The following is an 18,509-nucleotide window of genomic DNA, read 5'->3' on the forward strand; positions in this document are numbered from 1 at the left end:
GCCGTTGCGCAAGTATCAGGCGAAAGGGCGGCCGGTTTCAGAGCGGTGAAACTGGATCAGATCCAGAGAGGGGGCATCCGTCCCGAGCCGGGTAAGGGCGGCATGGATCTGTCCGCGGTGATGGGTCTGATGGTTGAAGAAATGTGCAAGGGCAGGCGCCACACGCTGGCTGACCGTGCGCATGTCGGACAGGGTGATGTAGGTAAACCGGCCGGCCAGCTGTTCACTGGTCATGGTATCGATATAGCGGCAGATACGTTCATCCTCGGCAATGCGCAGATCCCGTAGCATGATGAAATTGTCGGCAATGATGGCATCGAGTCTGTCCGGGTGATTGCCTTCGCCGGTAAGGCGCTTCATCCATATCCGATCGGCCACCAGCAGATGGTTGAGCGTGGCATGAATGGAACCAAAGAACAGCCCCAGATTAAGCCGGTAATCCGCATCGCTCAAATCCGCAGCTGCTGCATAGAGGCGCTCATTTGCCCACTGATTATAATAAGCGAGCATCTGAAAATGCTGTTTCATGAAAATCATCCATCCCCACGTGGCGTGCGTCTTCTATGCATAGAATTTCATCGTGTCTCAAGCTGCTACTTGGCAATTTGCGTTGCTGATTGTATAGAGCGTCACTCTTCCAATTCCCCTCAAGCAAGGTGTCATAATGGCAATCGAACGTACTTTCTCCATGATCAAGCCTGATGCAACCCGCCGCAACCTGACCGGCGCAATCACGGCCAAGCTTGAAGCTGCCGGCCTGCGCGTTGTTGCATCCAAGCGCGTCTGGATGAGCCGCCGTGAAGCAGAAGGTTTCTACGCCGTTCACAAGGACCGTCCTTTCTTCGGTGAGCTGGTCGAATTCATGTCTTCCGGTCCAACCGTTGTTCAGGTTCTCGAAGGCGAAAACGCAATCGCCAAGAACCGTGAAGTCATGGGCGCAACCAATCCGGCAGAAGCTGCCGAAGGTACCATCCGCAAGGAATTCGGTCTTTCGATTGGCGAAAACTCGGTTCATGGTTCGGATGCGCCTGAAACTGCAGCCCAGGAAATCGCTTACTGGTTTGCCGGCACCGAAATCGTCGGCTGATCAGCGCAAGAGCGATGTAAAAAACCGGGCTTCTGGCCCGGTTTTTTGTTGAACCGGTTTTTGAAAGATCACAGCTGATGCGAAAGCGTGGCCACGGCCTCGCCATTGGCGTCGAGCAGCATGAGCTTGTCGAGATCGACACGGTATGAACGCGTCTTGCTCAGCACATCAAGGAATTTCAGTTCCTGGTTCATCAGCTCTGTCGGGCATTGAATATAGGTCGAGCCGATTTCGGCAAAGCTGATCTGGTCGCCGTCCAGTGTCGCTTTGGTGAAGAAACGGTTGCAGCCGCCAGAGCCGCTGACACTGCCATCAGGGCTGATGGTGAAAGTCTGTGCGCCATGTGCGACATGGCCCATGCCCTGAATGGTTTCAACCAGCCAATTCTTGCCCTCAATGCTGGAAAGATCGCTGTCGTCGCCACTCTTGCGCACCATCACGACCCTGATTTCGACAGGCTTTGCCGTATTGCGTGGCTCGATCTCTATTTGCTCGTCATTGACGAACCATAACGTGTCGCCAGCCGAAATCCTGGCCTGCAAGGCATAGCGATGGGTCGGGTCAAGCAGCTTGGGATCGAAGCTTATGGAAAAGGGAATGGGCGAACCGACAATGGAGGCAACCTGCGTCTGGCCGATTGTGCGCGTGGTAGCATCGGCTGCGGATATATCCGTCAGTTCAACAGTCAGTCTCGCTTCCGGGGGCAGGGCAATGCGCTCGCGGAACATCACCGTGCCATGCAGATATTGATCAGCGGCAATGCTGCTGGAAGGCATGGAAGTTGCAAAAAACAGCGACACACCTCCCAATGCGCCCGCGCCAATTGCCAGTGCAGCAACAACCGACATGGTTTTTTTCAATCTTTTAGGCATTACGCAATCTGGACTTCCATTCTTCATCACATCGCAAATGCTGGATGTTTCCCTCCGGTCGAATGTAACGAACGCTTCATGTAAAAATTATGGCAGCCCCTATTTATTGAGGTAAATTTAACTGAATTCTAAGGCCTTGAATGGTTAACAACGGATTGACAAAACTATGCACGAATTGGTGACCATCTCAAGGTCATTCCCATCTGTTTCTGCGCTCATTATCCGTTTTTTTTGCCTCGACCCAGGTGCCTTGACTCCCATCGGCAGGATGTTCGCGCTTCCAGAACGGTGCATCGGTCTTGAGAAAGTCCATGATGAAGCTGGCCGCATCGAATGCCGCCTGCCGATGCGCGGCGCATACCGCAACCATGACGATGTTTTCACCGGGTCTGATCAGGCCGAAACGATGTATAATGGTCATGCCGAGCACTGGCCAACGCGCGATAGCACGTTCGGCGATCCGCCGAAGCGCGGTTTCAGCCATGGCCGGATAATGTTCAAGCTCCAAGGCTGAAAGCCTGCCATTCTCATCCCGGCATAGGCCGGTAAAGCTGACAACTGCACCAATATCCGTCCGGCCATCAGTCAGGGCATGAAGCTCGGCGCTCATGTCAAAATCATCCCGCTGGATGTTGACGGTCAGCAGGGGGGATGTGTGCATATCAGCCTCCGGTCATGGGAGGAAAAAGCGCCACTTCATCGCCGTCCCTGATGCATTCGGACAATTCGGCATGTTCCTGATTGATTGCGGCATGGACAGCATTTTCATGCTGGAATGCATGGGCATAGTTCTCGTCACGGCCCCTGAGATGCGCGATCAACTCACGCACCGTCAGCTGCGCGACCGGCAGATCAAGAATTTCCTGATCCCGGCCAATTCTTTCCCTGATCCAAGCGAAATAAACAAGGGTTATGCGCAATGATCAATCCATCACATGCTTGAGACCGGCGCGGAAATAATCCCAGCCGGTGTAGAGTGTCAGGATGGCAGAAATCCACAACAGGATAATGCCGATTTCAGTTACATAAGGCATGATCTTGTCACCAGCAGGGCCGGCAAGCAGAAAAGACAGTGCGAACATCTGCGCCGTGGTTTTCCATTTGGCCAGACGCGAAACCGGCACGCTCACCTTCAGTTCGGCCAGATATTCACGCAGGCCCGAGACCAGAATTTCGCGGCACAGAATGATGATGGCCGCCCACAGGCTCCAGCCGGCAATGGTCTTGGCCGGATCAGCGGCCAGCAGCAGCAGGCAGGTGGAGACCAGAAGCTTGTCGGCGATCGGGTCGAGCATGCGGCCGATGGTTGATGTCTGCTGCCATGCGCGCGCAAGATAACCGTCGAAAAAATCGGTAATGCTGGCGACAATGAAAATGATAAGCGCGCTCCAGCGCGCAAAATCACTCGAATGCAGGCGGCCTTCAATGAAAAAGCAAAGCGCTACCAGCGGAACTGCAACGATCCGTCCATAGGTGAGCAGATTGGGCAGGGAGAGGGAGTGATTCTTTCGCATTGTGCCGCCATTTGCTTTTCTGCAGATCAACAGGGATATGATACAAAATCAATAAGTAACATGATACTGCACCATGATTGGGACATTCTTGTCCCCAGGAAGCGACAAATTTGCGTCATCTCTCTCTAAAATAATCATGAATGGTGCGTGCCATCGCTTCTGAAATGCCTTCGATCTGCATCAGGTCTTCTACTGCCGCGCGCGAAACGGCCTTGGCCGTGCCGAAATGATGCAGAAGCGCACGTTTGCGCGCCGGGCCAATGCCGGGAATTTCATCTAGCGGATTTTTGACCATTTCCTTCTTGCGCCGCGCCCTGTGCGTGCCAATGGCAAAACGGTGTGCCTCATCACGCAGACGTTGGATGAAATAAAGCACAGGATCGCGCGGCGGCAGGGTGAAGGGCGCCTTGCCCTCGACAAAGAAGCGTTCGCGGCCGGCCTCGCGGTCAACGCCCTTGGCAATGCCAATGGCTGTGATCACTTTTTCGAGGCCAAGTTGAGCCAGAATTTGTCGAACGGCGCCAACCTGTCCCTGGCCGCCATCAATCAGGATCAGATCCGGCCATGCCGGGAAGGCATCATTGTCACCATCGCTCTGGTGAGCGTCCGGCGTACCATGCTCCTTGACGAGACGGGTGAAGCGTCGCTCAATCACCTCCCGCATCATGCCAAAATCGTCACCTGGGGTAATGTCGGTCGAGCGGATATTGAATTTGCGGTACTGGTTTTTGACAAAACCTTCCGGGCCGGCCACGATCATGCCGCCAACGGCATTGGTGCCCATGATATGCGAGTTGTCATAGACCTCGATGCGGCGTGGAACGCGTTCGAGACCAAAGGTTTCAGCCAGTCCGCGCAACAGCCGTGCCTGCGATGAGGTTTCCGCCAGCCTGCGCCCCAATGCCTCGCGCGCATTGGTGTGTGCGTGATCGACCAGATCCTTTTTCTCGCCCCGCCGCGGCACCAGAATCTGAACCTTGTGTTCGGCGCGGGTCGACAGGGCTTCGGCAATCAGGGCCTGATCATCCACGGCTTCGGACAGAAGCACGAGACGCGGGCAGGGCTTGTCATCATAAAACTGCGACAGGAAGGCGCCCAGAACCTCTGCGGGGCCAAGCGTGGAATCGGCTTTTGGAAAATAGGCGCGATTGCCCCAGTTCTGGCCGGTGCGGAAGAAAAACACCTGAATACAGGTCATGCCGCCTTCCTGATGGATGGCAAAGACATCAGCTTCCTCAACCGTCTGTGGATTGATGCCCTGATACGACTGGACATGCGACAGGGCTGCCAGACGATCGCGATACACGGCGGCGCGTTCAAAATCGAGTGTATCTGAGGCTTCCTGCATCGCCTTGGCCAGATGGTCCTTGACCGACTGGCTTTTGCCGGAAAGGAAGGCTTTGGCCTCTGCCACCAGCTCGCCATAGGCTGCATCGCTGATTTCCTGTGTGCAGGGGGCAGAACAGCGCTTGATCTGATAGAGCAGGCAGGGGCGCGTACGCGTCTCAAACACCGAATCCGTGCAGGTGCGCAACAGGAAGGCACGCTGCAGGGCATTGATCGTGCGGTTGACTGCCCCTGCCGAGGCAAAGGGGCCGAAATAGTCACCCTTGCGCGTGCGGGCGCCACGATGCTTGAAAATGCCGGGCGCGCGATGATCGCCTGTCAGGAGAATATAGGGGAAGGATTTGTCGTCACGCAGCAAGACATTGAAACGCGGGCGCAGTCGCTTGATGAGATTTGCTTCCAGCAGCAGCGCCTCGGTTTCGGTGCGCGTGACGACAAATTCCATCGTCGCTGTTTCGCGAATCATCCGCGTGATGCGGTTGGAATGGCCAATGCCGCGTGCATAATTCGACACGCGTTTCTTCAGATTGCGCGCCTTGCCGACATAAAGCACATCGCCGTCCTTGTTGAACATGCGATAGACGCCGGGATTGTTCGGCAGGCGTTTGACAAAGGTATTGATAATGTCCTGGCCGCTTAAGCCTTCTGTATCCGGCAGGCCATCGGACGAATCCCACTGGATGGAATCGGCAGGTGATGGCGTTGCGGCCACGGTCTCGCCTTCGTCATCATTATCAGCTTCATCAAGGTCAAGGCCGGCAATTTCATTCATGCGGTCGTCTTCCGCTTCCGGATCGAGATGATGCGCCGGCGTCTTTTTGTCTGAACCCGTCATTCGGGAATACCTGCAATATCCGGCGTTTCCCAGGCCAGATGCTGGCCGCCGTCAAGCGCAAGCATCTGTCCGGTAATCGAGCGGCATTCCCACAGCAGGCAGACTGTCTTGCCGAATTCATCCAGTGCAGGCGCGCGCTGCAAGGGCAGGGCTGCCACCTGTCGGTCAAAATCGCTTTGTTCTTGCCGCTCGCTTGGTAATGTTGGCCCGGGTGCGATGGCATTGACGCGCATGCGTGGCGCAAAGGCCTGCGCCATTGTCTTCGTGGCATTCCAGAGGGCTGTTTTCGACAATGTATAGGAAAAGAACAGCGGATTGAGTTTCCAGACACGCTGGTCGATCATGTTGATGATCAGCCCTTCAAGCTCTGCGGGCAGGTGCCGGTACATTTCCTCGGCCAGTATGGCCGGCGTCCTGACATGCAGGGTAAAATGCTTTTCCCACAGCGCCATATCAAGCTGCCCGATACGGTCATCTTCGAAAAGCGAGGCATTGTTGATGAGCAGACGAATCGGACCAAATTTGTCCGCCGCCGCAGGGATAAGGCCACGAACATCTTCATCCTGCATCAGATCTGCCTGAACCACAGCCGCACGTCCGCCCTGTCCTGCAATGCCGTCTGCCAGCGCCTCGCTTTCCGCGATCGAGCGATTGCAATGAATGACGACCGGAAAGCCCTGCGCTGCAAGATATTCAACCATGGCCTTGCCAATGCGCCGCGCTCCTCCGGTGATCAGGACAGGGCAGTCTGCACGCGATGAATGGCTGCGATTTTCCAACACGGTAAACACTTTCTTAGCAACAAACGAGCGCTGAATTCATGCCATTTTTATCGCAAGAATACAGCGGAAAAGAGGGCGCGTCATGCTTTCTGCTGATAATATATGAATGATTTCAAATATTTCATCCCTTGTTTGTGTACAATGACATCATTGTGGAGTTTTGCGGGGAAGCTGGCGGTCTGCCGGTACGGATGTGGCGGGAATGCAACACCGCATTTTTGCCATTATCTTGACCGGTTTTGATCACAAAATCAGAAAGTTGTAGCCGCAATTTGCAGAGATGTTGCCAGCGTTAAAAGCGTGACTCGGTTAAGTCCTCCCGATTTTTGTATTGAAGTCACCACGCTTAATGAAATTAAAAAATGAAGGAGAATGCCATGCGCACTCTTAAGTCTATTGTCATCGTTTCGGCTGCGCTGCTGCCGTTCTCTGCCACTGCATTTGCTGCTGACGCCATTCAGGAACAGCCTCCGGTTCCAGCTCCGGTTGAAGTTGCTCCGCAGTATAGCTGGGCTGGTGGCTATACCGGTCTTTACCTCGGCTATGGCTGGAACAAGGCAAAGAATGAAGGTCTGGGCAACATCCATCCAAATGACTGGAAGGCTGGCGCCTATGCAGGTTGGAACTTCCAGCAGGACAACTTCGTCTACGGTGTTGAAGGTGACGCCGGTTACTCCTGGGCCAAGAAGTCCAAGAACGGTCTGGAAGTCAAGCAAGGCTTTGAAGGTTCGCTGCGTGGCCGCCTCGGTTACGATCTGACGCCGGTCATGCCATACCTGACCGCCGGTATTGCCGGTTCGAATGTCAAGCTTGACGATGGTATCGGCAGCGACAGCAAGTTCCGCTTCGGCTGGACGGCCGGTGCCGGTCTTGAAGCCAAGCTGACCGACAACATCCTGGGCCGTATCGAATACCGTTACACCCAGTTCGGCAAGAAGGACTATGACCTTGGTGCAAGCACGGTCACCAACAAGCTGGACACCCACGATGTTCGCGTTGGTGTTGGCTACAAGTTCTGATAGCTGAACATGCAGACAAAGAGGCCGGGCAGATGATTGCCCGGCTTTTTTGATTCTACAGTCAATGAAAATGGGGCCGGATCAGTTCTTGCCGGATGAAGGTCTTGCAGACGATCAGCCCTTCGGCATCAGTTCCACCAGCTCTGGGTGGAGTTCTTTGAAACGCTTGAACCAGCGCTTCAGCTTCGGACGGCCGCGTTCCCATTTGTCGCCAAAACGCAGCGTCAGATAGCCAAGGGCTGCCGCAATGGCGATATGGCCGGCATGGATCCTGCCGGCAAGACGCGGCGGCGCTTCATTGAGAAGATCAAGCATGCGTTCCGCCTTGCGCCATTGCAGATCAAGCCAGGGCTGGTGAACCTTTTCCTCAGGGCGCATGCGCCGTTCATAGACATGGGCAAGCAGCACATCGCACAGGCCATCGGCCATAGCCTCATGGCGTTCGGCTTCGGTGCGCTTTTCGGCATTACGCGGGAAAAGCTTGTTGCCCGAAACGCGGTTCAGATATTGCGTGATGACACGGCTGTCAAAAATCGTCTTGCCGTCATCCGTGATCAGGGTGGGAACCTTGCCAAGCGGATTGGCCGAGATCAGCACCTCCGGTTCCTTGCTGGTTTCAACCACTACCCTCTCAAAGGCGATTCCGGCATGATGCGCTGCCATGCGCACTTTTGCACTATAGGGCGAGGCAGGCGAATAGAGTATCTGTGTCATCGGATACTTCCCGTTGGATGTTAATAGGTGCCGGGCATCTTGACTGCGCGGCTGCGGCAGGATCGGGCATCGACTTCCGGACATGAGCGAAACTGCAGATCCTTGGTCATGCAGATTCGCACCTCCTGCAGATGGCCGCGATTGCACGCGGTCGATATGCCATCTGCCGGCAGGCCTGGATTGGCGGCAATGAAGGCTTTTTCCACAAGCCGCGGATCGACCCGGCGATCATTGACCGGATTGCGCATGCTGCCTGGAATGGTCACGCGCTCATAGGCGCGGCGCAGTGTGGCGAAATAATCCTCAGGCGACAGCCCGGAGCAGCTTCCATGCCGGCGCCATTCATGAATGATGAGCCCCTGTGAGGGCATGATATCCGAAAGCGACGAAATTATGCGGCGGGGAACATAGGAATTGCCGCTGCGCCGGTTGCCGATGGCGCAATTTTCCGGATAACCGCGCTCATATTGTGGCCAGAGCCCATGCACAATAAAGCCATAGGGGCGGCGCGCATTGCATTGCAGATCGTCCGGTCGTGAGCCGCCATTGGTGGCGCAATGGCTTGGCGACCAGGAAAGCGCCAGGACGTAGAAGTCAAAATCCCCGGGCGCATTGCCTGTCTGCCCGGGAAAGAAAGTCTGAGCCTGTGCAACGGAAACAAATGACAAGAGACAGGCTGCGATCGCGCGCAACACAGCTTTCGGAACGGTCTGAAACCGCAGCATTCTTCCTCCCGGAATAACAGCGCATTGTTCTCCTGTTTCAGGAAAGCAACGCGCCTTCATTCTTCAGCGAAGCACCCGGCATCTGCCATCAAAGACATGCCAGCGGTCAAATCCTTCGACGCAGAATTCGACATTGCGGCCAATACCGGCAAAACCCTGACCTTCCTCGATCAGGTACCAGACCGGACGGTTCTGGCCATCGCTCAGAACCGCATTGGCCTTGCAATAGGTGCGTTCAATCTGGGCCGGATTGGTCTTGGGCTCATGGCGCGTGAGCTGGATGTCACTGACGGCGGCAATGCCGACCTGAGGCAGATGCGGCACGTGATGCACCTGATAGCGGAAGCCAGAAACAACGCGGCGCAGGATCGACTGCTGGCTGCAAATGCCGGCATCTGCCGCGACGGGGGCTGTGCCAATATAATCGGCAGCCTTGGCCGGTATTGAGACGATGGCCAAGGGCGCAATGAGTGCAGCGGCAAGACTTGCGCGTGAAAACTGGCCAATAAGGTTATGGATGTGCTGCATATTCCTATCCTGTCGCAATGTCCGGGAGGGATCCCTGCCCTGATCAATGGGCGCAGTTTCAGCCAGCCGTGGGTTGAGGTCAAGACCGATCCGTTTCCGAGCGGATCCAGCGCAGTGAGAAATTGGCACCATTATCTTCCGCCAGCAGATCTTTCAGGCAGGGCAGCAGGATTTTCATCTCGCTTTCCAGCGTGAAAGGGGGATTGACCACGATCATGCCTGTGCCATCAAGGCGAGGTTCGGGCGAGGGCGCGCGAATCGCAAGCTCGATCTGCAGGATTTTTGCGATTCCGGTTTCGCGCAGCTTTCTGGCAAAACGTTCTGTCTCACGCCGGTCTTTTACCGGATACCACAGCGCATAGGTGCCGCCGGAAAAGCGCTTGTGCGCTTTCGCAAGTCCCTCGACCAGACGGTCGAATTCGCCTTCGACCTCGAAGGGCGGGTCAACCAGAACAAGGCCGCGCTTTTCCTTTGGCGGCAGATGCGCGCCCAGCGCCAGCCAGCCATCAAGTTCAATCACGCGTACCTGAAAATCACCGGCAAAGCGTTTTGCCAGCATTGCCGCATCCTGCGGATGCAGTTCAAGCGCCGACAGGCGATCCTGTTTGCGCAGAAGCTTGCGCACCAGCATGGGGGAACCCGGATAGGACGTGACAGTCTCACCTTCATTGACTGCGGCGATCGCTTCGAAATAGGGCGCAAGCAGGTCGAAGGCATCGGCACTGATCCTGCCGTCTCGCCTGGCTGCAAGCAGGCGGCCAATGCCGCCCATCCATTCGCCGGTCTTGCCTGCCTCAACACTGTTGAGGTCATAAAGGCCGATGCCCGCATGCGTGTCGACCACGCGGAAGGCCTGTTCCTTGCGTTTCAGGTAGTCAATGATGCGCGCAAGAATGACGTGCTTGACGACATCCGCGAAATTTCCGGCGTGATAGGCGTGACGATAATTCATGAGCGCGCTTGTTTCATGCCAGCCATCATTGTGCAAGGGGTTCGGTGCAGATGGGCATATCGCATTTGTCATAAATGTGACATAGAAAGACAAACGGTACATCAATTCAGATTCGGTCGCGCTATGTCGGGTGGGGTTCTACTGATCGTCCTGTTGGGGGCGTTTTGTCATGCAAGCTGGAATGCCATCGTCAAGGGTAGCGGCGACAAGTTCTTCAGTGCAGCCGGCATTGCGCTGTTTGCCTGCCTTTTCGGGCTGCTTGCCGTGCCGTTTCTCAAACAGCCTGCCATGGTAAGCTGGCCTTATCTGGTTGCCTCAGCCATCATCCAGACCATCTATCTTTCGCTGGTCGTTGCCGCCTACAAGGCCGGAGACATGAGCGAGGCCTATCCGCTCATGCGCGGAACACCACCTCTTCTGGTGGCGCTGGTCAGCGGCCCGCTGATTGGCGAGGTGATGAGCTGGAGCAGCTGGCTGGGGATCATCTTGATCTGTTCCGGCATTCTGGCCATGGCCTTGGATGCTCGCCGCCGCAACAAGGGCACGTCAAGCCGTGCGGCGATGATTGCGCTGATCAATGCCATGTTCATCGCCACCTATACGCTTGTCGATGGCGTGGGCGTGCGTCTGTCTGATGCGACCGGCTCCTATATCATGTGGACCTTCATCCTGAATGCGATTCCGCTGACCTTCTGGGCAATGCACCGTGAGGCGGATCGCTTCGTCAATTTCATGCGCGGACACTGGCGCACCATGATGATTGGCGGCGCCGGTACGCTTGCCTCCTATGGTCTTGCCCTGTGGGCCATGACCATGGCACCGATTGCCATCGTTGCAGCCGTGCGCGAAACCTCGATCCTGTTTGCCCTGCTCATTTCCGGCCTGATCCTGAAGGAAAGGATCGGCGCTTCGCGCATGGTGGCAGCTGCCCTGATCGTCTGCGGCGCCATCGTGCTGCGCCTTTCGTAATGAAAGGGCAATGATCTGCATGACTACCTGAAATAATTGCTTGCACAAGCATATTGGCATGTTATGTGCGGCAGAGAACCGTCCGGTTCTCTCATTCCCGCTTCAGCTTCTCCCAATCAGGTTTCTCATGTCCGGCACTGTCCTGCTCGTTGTCCTCCTCGGCGCCTTTTGTCATGCGAGCTGGAATGCCGTTATCAAGCGGACAGGCGACAAGTTTTTCTCGGCCGTCGGGCTGGGGCAGGTAGGGTTTCTGATAGCATTGCTGGGGCTGCCCTTCGTGCCGCTTCCGCCAGCCACAGCCTTTGTCTACATCATCGGCTCGGTTCTCATGCAGGCGCTCTACATGGTGCTGCTTGCCGCCTGCTACAAGGCCGGCGACATGAGTGAGACCTATCCGATCATGCGCGGCACGCCGCCGCTGATCATTGCCATGATCAGCGCGCCCTTGCTGGGCGAGGCAATCGGGCTGATGAGCTGGCTTGGCATCATCATCATCTGCATGGGCGTCCTCAGCATGGCGCTGGAAGCGCGCCAGCGCAACGGGGGCGGTTCATACCGCTCCATTCTGCTTGCCCTGCTGACAGCGCTGGTGATTGCCGCCTGCGCGATCATTGACGGGCTTGGCGCGCGCCTTGCCGGCAATGCGATTGCCTATACGCTCTGGCTTTTTGCCATCAGCTGGATTCCACTGAGCGCATGGGTTCTGGTGCGGGAGCCAGAACGCTTCATCCACCATATGACGACCTATTGGCGTGCCATGCTGATCGGGGGTATTGGCGCGGTGGGGGCTTATACCACCATTCTCTGGGCCATGACGATGGCGCCCATCGCCATTGTTTCGGCCGTGCGCGAGACAGCAATCCTGTTTGCCATGCTGATTTCGGTCGTGATCCTGAAAGAAAAAGTCGGCCTTTATCGTGGTCTGGCTGCCGTGTTGATTGTGATTGGCGCGCTTGTCTTGCGCCTTGCCTGATCAATAAGCGGTGTGCTTGCAACTGTTGCGGGCAGAATCTTGTTTCGGCGGCCAGGATGTTGCGCTAGATAAGGTGCATGACCCGACCCGACACGCCCGCATCTCTCAAAATCGGTCATTCGGCCTGTCCGCATGATTGCCCTTCCACCTGCGCTCTCGATGTGGAGCTCATCGATGAACGCACCATCGGACGCATCCGCGGTGCCAGGGACAACAGCTATACGGCCGGGGTGATCTGTGCCAAGGTCGCGCGTTATGCCGAGCGGGTGCATCATCCAGACCGGCTGAAATATCCGCTGATCCGCGCTGGCCGTAAAGGCGAGGGCGAATGGAAACGGGCCTCATGGGATGCTGCCCTTGATCTCATTGCCGAACGCTTTCTGAAGGCGGAAGAAGAGCATGGCTCTGAAAGCGTCTGGCCCTATTATTATGCCGGCACGATGGGGCTGGTGCAGCGCGATTCCATCAACCGCCTGCGCTTTGCCAAGCGCTATTCCAACCAGTTTGACAGTTTCTGCACCAATATGGCCTGGACGGGCTATTTTGCCGGTACCGGCAGCCTGACCGGGCCTGATCCGCGTGAAATCGCCAAGGCCGACTGCGTCGTGATCTGGGGCACCAATGCTGCTGCAACCCAGGTCAATGTCATGACACATGCGGTGCGGGCACGTAAAGAGCGCGGCGCCAAGGTCGTTGCCATCGACATCTATGCCAATGCAACCGTGCGCCAGGCCGATATGGGCATTGTGCTGAAGCCCGGTACGGATGGCGCCTTTGCCTGTGCGGTGATGCATGTGCTGTTCCGCGACGGGCTTGCCGACTGGGATTATCTCAACCGCTACACCGATGATCCGAAAGGGCTTGAGGCGCATCTTGCAAGCCGCACGCCAGAATGGGCGGCAAGGATCACCGGCCTGACGGTTGCAGAAATCGAAGCCTTTGCTCATCTGGTGGGCAAGACCAAGCGCACCTATTTCCGTCTGGGCTATGGTTTTACGCGCCAGCGCAATGGTGCGATCAATATGCATGCGGCAGCTTCCATTGCCTGCGTGACCGGCGCTTTCCAATATGAAGGCGGCGGGGCATTCCATTCCAATGCCGGCATTTTCCACATGGCCAAGAATGAAATCGAAGGCCGCACGATGCAGGACAAGTCGATCCGTTTTCTCGACCAGTCCAAGATCGGGCGGATTTTGACCGGCGACAGCGAGGCGCTTTATGGCGGCCCACCGGTCATGGCCATGCTGATCCAGAACACCAATCCGATGACGGTGACGCCGGAACAGCGTCTGGTGCGTAAAGGTTTTGCGCGCGAGGATCTGTTTGTTGCCGTGCATGAGCAATTCATGACCGATACGGCCAGGATGGCCGATGTGGTTCTGCCGGCAACGACCTTCCTTGAGCATGACGATATTTATCGCGGCGGCGGCCAGCAGCATGTCGTGCTGGGGCCAAAACTGATCGAAGCTTATGCCGAGGCGCGGCCGAACCTGTTTGTCATCAATGAACTGGCAAGGCGGCTGGGTGTCGGACATTTGCCGGGCTTTGATGTCGATGCGCGCAGGCTGATCAGCAACATGAACGCCAAAAGCGGCTTGCCGTCCTTTGACGAGCTGGAAGAGCAGCGTTTTGTCGATTTGCAGCCCTCATTCGAGGAAGCCCATTATATCAATGGCTTCAAATGGCCGGATGGCAAGTTCCGTTTCCGCCCCGACTGGACGGGCAGCCCAGCCCCTAACCGCCCGCCTGTGGTCATGGGCAATCAGGGGCCGTATGACAGAATGCCGGAATTTCCGGATCATTGGGAAGTGATCGAAACGGCGGATGCGGAACATCCATTCCGCCTTGCGACGTCGCCGGCGCATAATTTCCTCAATTCCACCTTCACCGAAACACCGACATCGATTGCCAAGGAAAGACGCCCGCAATTGCTGATCCATCCGGAGGATGCGGCTGAACTGGGCATTGCCGATGGCGATCGCATCGAAATCGGCAATCATCGCGGCGAGGTTGTGCTGCATGCCGCCATTCGCTCCGGCCACAAGCGCGGCGTGGTGATTTCGGAAGGTCTTTTTCCCAATTCCGCCTTTGAGCGCGGCGAGGGGATCAATACGCTGATCGGCGCGGATTCTGTCGCCCCCTATGGCGGTGCTGCCTTCCACGACACCAAGGTGTGGATCCGAAAGCTGGATTAGCACATGTTTCAACCAGTTTGGCAGACATGTGTAGAACTAGCTAATGGAAACCGCGCTGAAAAGCGCGGTTTCTGTATCTGAATAGCTCAATCAGCAGAAAAACTTAATCAGCCCTCATAGTTCAGCTTCAGATGCGAAACACCAACGGCAGCAGCAAGGCCGCGTTGTCCCTGCAGCGAGATCGGCTGCAACGAAACCGTCTTCCATGAGCCACCGGTCAGGACATTGGTGCCGCCGCCAATGCCAATGGCTGCATTGGCCGATGCGCCGGCATAATTGCCCTTGAGCGCGCCTTCAGGGCGAACCGATGGTGCCCAGACGGCCCAGGCGATTGTACCGCCATTGGTAAAGCCAAGATCAACGCCAATCTTGGTGAAGGTGCCGGAGTAGTGTTCGACCGGATTGCGCTTGTTGGCCGGGCGGAATTCGCAGTTGAGATCCTGCTGGCTACCGAGGATAACGCCGATTGCCGGTTCAATTGCGCAAACCAGCGTGCCGACCTGGGAATAGGGCTGCACACGGGCAGAGGCTGGTGGTGCAACACGATCGGCGGCAATCGCAGGGACAGTCACTCCGAGACCGGAAATAAGGGCCACGGCCGACAGGAGGGATTTTGAAGAACGGCGAGACATCGTCTTGTCCTCTACTTTTCATTGTTGTTATGCGACTGATTCTGGATGTCGAGCCAGGCGCTTGTTTTTCTTGCCGTCACAATTCGGCCATTTTGGGAATTGCTGAAAATTTTGTTAACAGAAACGGGGAGAAGGCCAATATGTCGCGCGGTGGCGGGCCTGTCGCAGGCCGACCACCATTCAGAGTCTAGAACAATGATGCGCTGATGATCATCGCATCGGCAGGCTGAGGTTCTGCCTTGCCACTGGCAAACTGGCGCAGCACCAGCGGATAGATCTTGTGTTCAGCTGTCAGGACACGTGCAGCAAGCGTTTCTGCCGTATCGCCTTTCAGTACGGGCACGGCGGCCTGTGCCAGAATCGGGCCTTCGTCCATGCCTTCGGTGACGAGATGCACCGTGCAGCCGGCAAGCTTGACACCGGCATCAAGCGCGCGCTGATGCGTGTGCAGTCCCGGAAACAGCGGCAGAAGCGAGGGGTGAATATTGAGAATGCGCCCCTCATAGGAGGCAATGAAACGGCCGGAGAGAAGGCGCATATAGCCCGCAAGGCAGATGATGTCCGGCCTGTCATGTGCAAGGCTTGCAAGGATGGCCTCTTCATGCGCTTCCTTGGAGGCATAGTCCTTGCGGACAAAGATCCGCGTTGCAATACCCGCGGCCTCAGCCTTGGCGATGCCGCCTGCTTCCGCCTTGTCGGAATAGACGGCAATGATTTCTGCCGGATAATCTTCTGCGCGCGATGCCCGGATCAGCGCCTCCATATTGGAGCCGCCGCCCGAAATGAAAATCACAACCCGCTTGCGGCTCATAGTGCCAGACTACCCTTGTAGATCACGCCGTCCTTTTCGCGGTGAACCATACGGCCAAGCGTGACGACCTTTTCGCCTTCGCGGGCAAGAATGGCTTCAACTTTCGCTGCCTTGTCCGGCGAAACGACGACGATCATGCCAATGCCGCAATTGAAGGTGCGCAGCATTTCATGGGCTTCCACGCGGCCAACCTTTGCAAGCCATGAGAAGACGGCTGGAACAGAGATCGCATCCAGATCGATTTCCGCCGCAAGCCCTTGCGGCAGAACGCGTGGAATATTGTCAGGAAAACCGCCGCCAGTGATATGGGCAAGCGCCTTGATACCATCCGAGCTGCGGATCGCGGCCAGCAGCGGCTTGACATAGATGCGGGTTGGCGTCAGCAGCGCTTCGCCCAGTTTCGCGCCCGGCTGGAACGGTGCCTCCGACTGCCAGCCAAGGCCGGAAATTTCGACAATGCGGCGCACCAGCGAGAAGCCGTTGGAATGAACGCCCGATGAGGCGAGGCCGAGAATGACATCGCCTTCGGCAATGTCGCCGCGTGGCAGCAGGCTGTCACGTTCTGCCGCACCAACGGCAAAGCCGGCGAGATCATAATCACCATTGCGATACATGCCTGGCATTTCGGCTGTTTCACCGCCGATCAGTGCACAGCCTGCCTGACGGCAGCCTTCGGCAATGCCGGCCACAATGTCAACGCCCTGATCCGGCGATAGCTTGCCGGTGGCAAAATAGTCGAGGAAGAACAGCGGTTCTGCACCCTGCACGACGAGATCGTTGACGCACATGGCCACGAGATCAATGCCAACCGTGTCGTGCTTGTCGGCATCGATTGCGATTTTCAGCTTGGTGCCCACGCCGTCATTGGCGGCAACCAGAACCGGATCCCTGAAGCCTGCGGCCTTCAGATCAAACAGGCCGCCGAAGCCACCGATTTCGCCATCGGCACCCGGACGGCGGGTTGAACGTACCAATGGCTTGATCTTTTCTACCATCAGGTTACCGGCATCAATATCAACGCCTGCCTGCGCATAAGTCAGGCCGTTCTGGCCGTTGCGCTCGTTTTCCATGGGTCTGGCCTCTTCCTGAAACTGGCTGCTCATCCACTTCAAGGGATAATATGCGGGGGCTTTCGCATGAGATTGCCAAAGCTGCAAGGCCAACGAGCGGTAAAAGCAAAAAACTATGCAGGAATCTGTCGAAATCTTGCATGGTAGGATATGGTCGCAACAGGAGAAGATGCGCTGAAGGACAGGGAACGGGCACACATGGCCAAGAAGTCGATGCCGGCACGTCAGGGTGTCATGAAAAGTGGCAGCCGCACAATGCGTCAGTCGGATGCGACCACACGCGATGGCGATATTCACGTCAATGTCGCCGTGGGGGGATTTTCAGGCTCGGCCATGCGCCGTCAGGCCATGTTCTGGATCGGTGCGGTTGTCGTTTTTGTGCTGTTCCTGATTGTATTCAGCGCCATTCTTTTGCCTTTTGTCGCAGGCATGGCACTGGCCTATTTTCTTGATCCGATCGCCGACCGGCTGGAGCGCCTTGGCCTGTCGCGACTGGCGGCAACAATCGTGATCCTGCTGGTATGTCTTCTGGCGCTCACCATTGCGGCGATGATTATTCTGCCGATCCTGGCAGCGCAGCTTTCCGATTTCATTTCCAGAATTCCCGATTACATCACGCTGTTGCAGTCACTGATGACAAAAGAAAATTCGCAATGGCTGAAACGCTATATCGGAATCGATAATTCCGTCATCCAGCAGAACCTTTCCTCCCTGGTGGAACAGGGGGCCGGTTTCCTCTCCCTTCTGCTGCAACAGTTGTGGAATTCGGGGAAATCGCTCATCGACATTGCCGGCCTTGTCGTGGTCACGCCGGTGGTTGCTTTTTACATGCTGCTCGACTGGGATCGCATGATCAAACGCATCGACAGCTGGATACCGCGCACCCAGCTTCACACGGTGCGCGGTCTTGCGCGCGAGATGAATCAGGCCATTGCCGGTTTTGTGCGCGGGCAGGGCACCTTGTGCCTGCTGCTTGGCGCCTATTATGCCATTGGCTTGACGCTTGCGGGGCTTAATTTTGGCCTGTTGATCGGCTTTTTTGCCGGTCTGATCATCTTTATTCCCTATGTTGGATTCTTCATCGGTCTTGCTCTGGCAATTGGCGTGGCATTGGTGCAGTTCTGGCCGGACTGGGTCATGGTTGCGGTGATTGCCGCCATATTTTTCATCGGCCAGTTCGTTGAAGGCAATATTCTCCAGCCAAAACTTGTTGGCTCATCGGTTGGGCTGCATCCGGTCTGGCTGATATTTGCGCTTTTTGCCTTTGGCTATCTGTTCGGCTTTACCGGCATGCTGGTTGCCGTGCCTGCGGCTGCAGTCGTTGGGGTGCTTGTGCGTTTTGCGCTGAATAGCTATCTGGATTCTCCATTATATGATCCGGCCAATGCCCATGTGAAAAGCGGGACTGATGCGCAGTCCGGGCTTGTGGTTGAAGCTGGCGATGAGGCACATAGCGAGTCATGAACAGGAGCAGCACAAGAGAA

Annotated in this window: 20 protein-coding genes; 6 read left to right on the forward strand and 14 right to left on the reverse strand. The window is 56.4% G+C overall.

Going from position 1 to position 18,509, the window contains the following annotated elements; translation table 11 throughout:
• Positions 1-15 precede the first annotated feature (15 nt).
• Complete coding sequence (locus ACFO1V_RS02795) at positions 16-528, reverse strand: DinB family protein (RefSeq protein WP_374832325.1); 513 nt, start codon at positions 526-528, stop codon at positions 16-18.
• A gap of 136 nt (positions 529-664) precedes the next feature.
• Here ACFO1V_RS02795 and ndk point away from each other — a divergent pair, with 136 nt between their 5' ends.
• Positions 665-1,087 carry a nucleoside-diphosphate kinase gene (gene ndk / locus ACFO1V_RS02800; RefSeq protein ID WP_374832327.1) on the forward strand — a complete coding sequence of 141 codons (423 nt, stop codon included), beginning with the start codon at positions 665-667 and terminating at the stop codon, positions 1,085-1,087.
• 68 nt (positions 1,088-1,155) lie between these two features.
• Here the strand turns inward: ndk and ACFO1V_RS02805 are convergent, their stop codons facing one another.
• The 6 genes from ACFO1V_RS02805 to ACFO1V_RS02830 all read right to left on the reverse strand — a co-directional run bounded on the left by ACFO1V_RS02805 (position 1,156) and on the right by ACFO1V_RS02830 (position 6,437).
• Positions 1,156-1,959 carry an META domain-containing protein gene (locus tag ACFO1V_RS02805; protein WP_374832329.1) on the reverse strand — a complete coding sequence of 268 codons (804 nt, stop codon included), beginning with the start codon at positions 1,957-1,959 and terminating at the stop codon, positions 1,156-1,158.
• A 193-nt stretch (positions 1,960-2,152) separates the two neighbouring features.
• Positions 2,153-2,620, reverse strand: coding sequence for a molybdenum cofactor biosynthesis protein MoaE (locus ACFO1V_RS02810; protein ID WP_374832331.1), 468 nt, complete (start codon positions 2,618-2,620; stop codon positions 2,153-2,155).
• A gap of 1 nt (position 2,621) precedes the next feature.
• Positions 2,622-2,879, reverse strand: coding sequence for a molybdopterin converting factor subunit 1 (gene moaD / locus ACFO1V_RS02815; protein WP_374832333.1), 258 nt, complete (start codon positions 2,877-2,879; stop codon positions 2,622-2,624).
• A 3-nt stretch (positions 2,880-2,882) separates the two neighbouring features.
• A complete protein-coding gene (gene pgsA, locus ACFO1V_RS02820) occupies positions 2,883-3,473 on the reverse strand; it encodes a CDP-diacylglycerol--glycerol-3-phosphate 3-phosphatidyltransferase (protein WP_374832335.1) in 591 nt (196 codons plus the stop codon).
• 115 nt (positions 3,474-3,588) lie between these two features.
• On the reverse strand, positions 3,589-5,655 hold the full coding sequence (gene uvrC / locus ACFO1V_RS02825) for an excinuclease ABC subunit UvrC (RefSeq protein WP_374832337.1): 2,067 nt from the start codon (positions 5,653-5,655) through the stop codon (positions 3,589-3,591).
• Complete coding sequence (locus ACFO1V_RS02830; RefSeq protein WP_374832339.1) at positions 5,652-6,437, reverse strand: SDR family oxidoreductase; 786 nt, start codon at positions 6,435-6,437, stop codon at positions 5,652-5,654. The genes uvrC and ACFO1V_RS02830 overlap by 4 nt, the downstream gene beginning before the upstream one ends.
• A 377-nt stretch (positions 6,438-6,814) precedes the next feature.
• On the opposite strand from ACFO1V_RS02830, the gene omp25 reads away from it, so the two are divergent.
• Entirely contained in the window at positions 6,815-7,456 is a 642-nt protein-coding gene (gene omp25, locus ACFO1V_RS02835) for an outer membrane protein Omp25 (protein WP_374832341.1), read from the forward strand.
• Between the two features lie 114 nt (positions 7,457-7,570).
• On the opposite strand, the gene ACFO1V_RS02840 is transcribed toward omp25, so the two are convergent.
• The 4 genes from ACFO1V_RS02840 to ACFO1V_RS02855 form a co-directional block, all read right to left on the reverse strand.
• A complete protein-coding gene (locus tag ACFO1V_RS02840; RefSeq protein WP_374832343.1) occupies positions 7,571-8,170 on the reverse strand; it encodes a glutathione S-transferase in 600 nt (199 codons plus the stop codon).
• Positions 8,171-8,190: 20 nt separating this feature from the next.
• On the reverse strand, positions 8,191-8,895 hold the full coding sequence (locus ACFO1V_RS02845; RefSeq protein WP_374832345.1) for a ribonuclease T2 family protein: 705 nt from the start codon (positions 8,893-8,895) through the stop codon (positions 8,191-8,193).
• A 63-nt stretch (positions 8,896-8,958) separates the two neighbouring features.
• Positions 8,959-9,423: a phage portal protein gene (locus ACFO1V_RS02850; RefSeq protein WP_374832347.1), complete on the reverse strand. Its 465-nt coding sequence runs from the start codon at positions 9,421-9,423 to the stop codon at positions 8,959-8,961.
• Positions 9,424-9,502: 79 nt separating this feature from the next.
• Positions 9,503-10,375, reverse strand: coding sequence for a 23S rRNA (adenine(2030)-N(6))-methyltransferase RlmJ (locus tag ACFO1V_RS02855; protein WP_374832349.1), 873 nt, complete (start codon positions 10,373-10,375; stop codon positions 9,503-9,505).
• 123 nt (positions 10,376-10,498) lie between these two features.
• On the opposite strand from ACFO1V_RS02855, the gene ACFO1V_RS02860 reads away from it, so the two are divergent.
• From ACFO1V_RS02860 to ACFO1V_RS02870, 3 genes are all read left to right on the forward strand, one after another.
• The gene (locus tag ACFO1V_RS02860; protein ID WP_374832351.1) at positions 10,499-11,344 is read left to right on the forward strand and encodes a DMT family transporter; all 846 of its coding nucleotides are present in this window, start codon (positions 10,499-10,501) and stop codon (positions 11,342-11,344) included.
• Positions 11,345-11,471: 127 nt separating this feature from the next.
• Positions 11,472-12,317 carry an EamA family transporter gene (locus ACFO1V_RS02865; RefSeq protein WP_374832353.1) on the forward strand — a complete coding sequence of 282 codons (846 nt, stop codon included), beginning with the start codon at positions 11,472-11,474 and terminating at the stop codon, positions 12,315-12,317.
• A 77-nt stretch (positions 12,318-12,394) separates the two neighbouring features.
• Entirely contained in the window at positions 12,395-14,512 is a 2,118-nt protein-coding gene (locus tag ACFO1V_RS02870) for a molybdopterin oxidoreductase family protein (RefSeq protein WP_374832355.1), read from the forward strand.
• A gap of 107 nt (positions 14,513-14,619) precedes the next feature.
• Here ACFO1V_RS02870 and ACFO1V_RS02875 read toward each other — a convergent pair whose 3' ends face one another.
• The 3 genes from ACFO1V_RS02875 to purM form a co-directional block, all read right to left on the reverse strand.
• The gene (locus tag ACFO1V_RS02875; protein WP_374832357.1) at positions 14,620-15,144 is read right to left on the reverse strand and encodes a DUF992 domain-containing protein; all 525 of its coding nucleotides are present in this window, start codon (positions 15,142-15,144) and stop codon (positions 14,620-14,622) included.
• 187 nt (positions 15,145-15,331) lie between these two features.
• Complete coding sequence (purN, locus tag ACFO1V_RS02880; RefSeq protein ID WP_374832359.1) at positions 15,332-15,955, reverse strand: phosphoribosylglycinamide formyltransferase; 624 nt, start codon at positions 15,953-15,955, stop codon at positions 15,332-15,334.
• Positions 15,952-17,025, reverse strand: coding sequence for a phosphoribosylformylglycinamidine cyclo-ligase (gene purM / locus ACFO1V_RS02885; protein WP_374832387.1), 1,074 nt, complete (start codon positions 17,023-17,025; stop codon positions 15,952-15,954). The genes purN and purM overlap by 4 nt, the downstream gene beginning before the upstream one ends.
• Positions 17,026-17,223: 198 nt before the next feature.
• Between purM and ACFO1V_RS02890 the strand changes: the two genes are divergently transcribed.
• Complete coding sequence (locus tag ACFO1V_RS02890) at positions 17,224-18,489, forward strand: AI-2E family transporter (protein ID WP_374832389.1); 1,266 nt, start codon at positions 17,224-17,226, stop codon at positions 18,487-18,489.
• Positions 18,490-18,509: the final 20 nt, after the last annotated feature.

Source organism: Daeguia caeni (assembly GCF_042653845.1).
Classification (GTDB): Bacteria; Pseudomonadota; Alphaproteobacteria; order Rhizobiales; family Rhizobiaceae; genus Brucella; species Brucella caeni.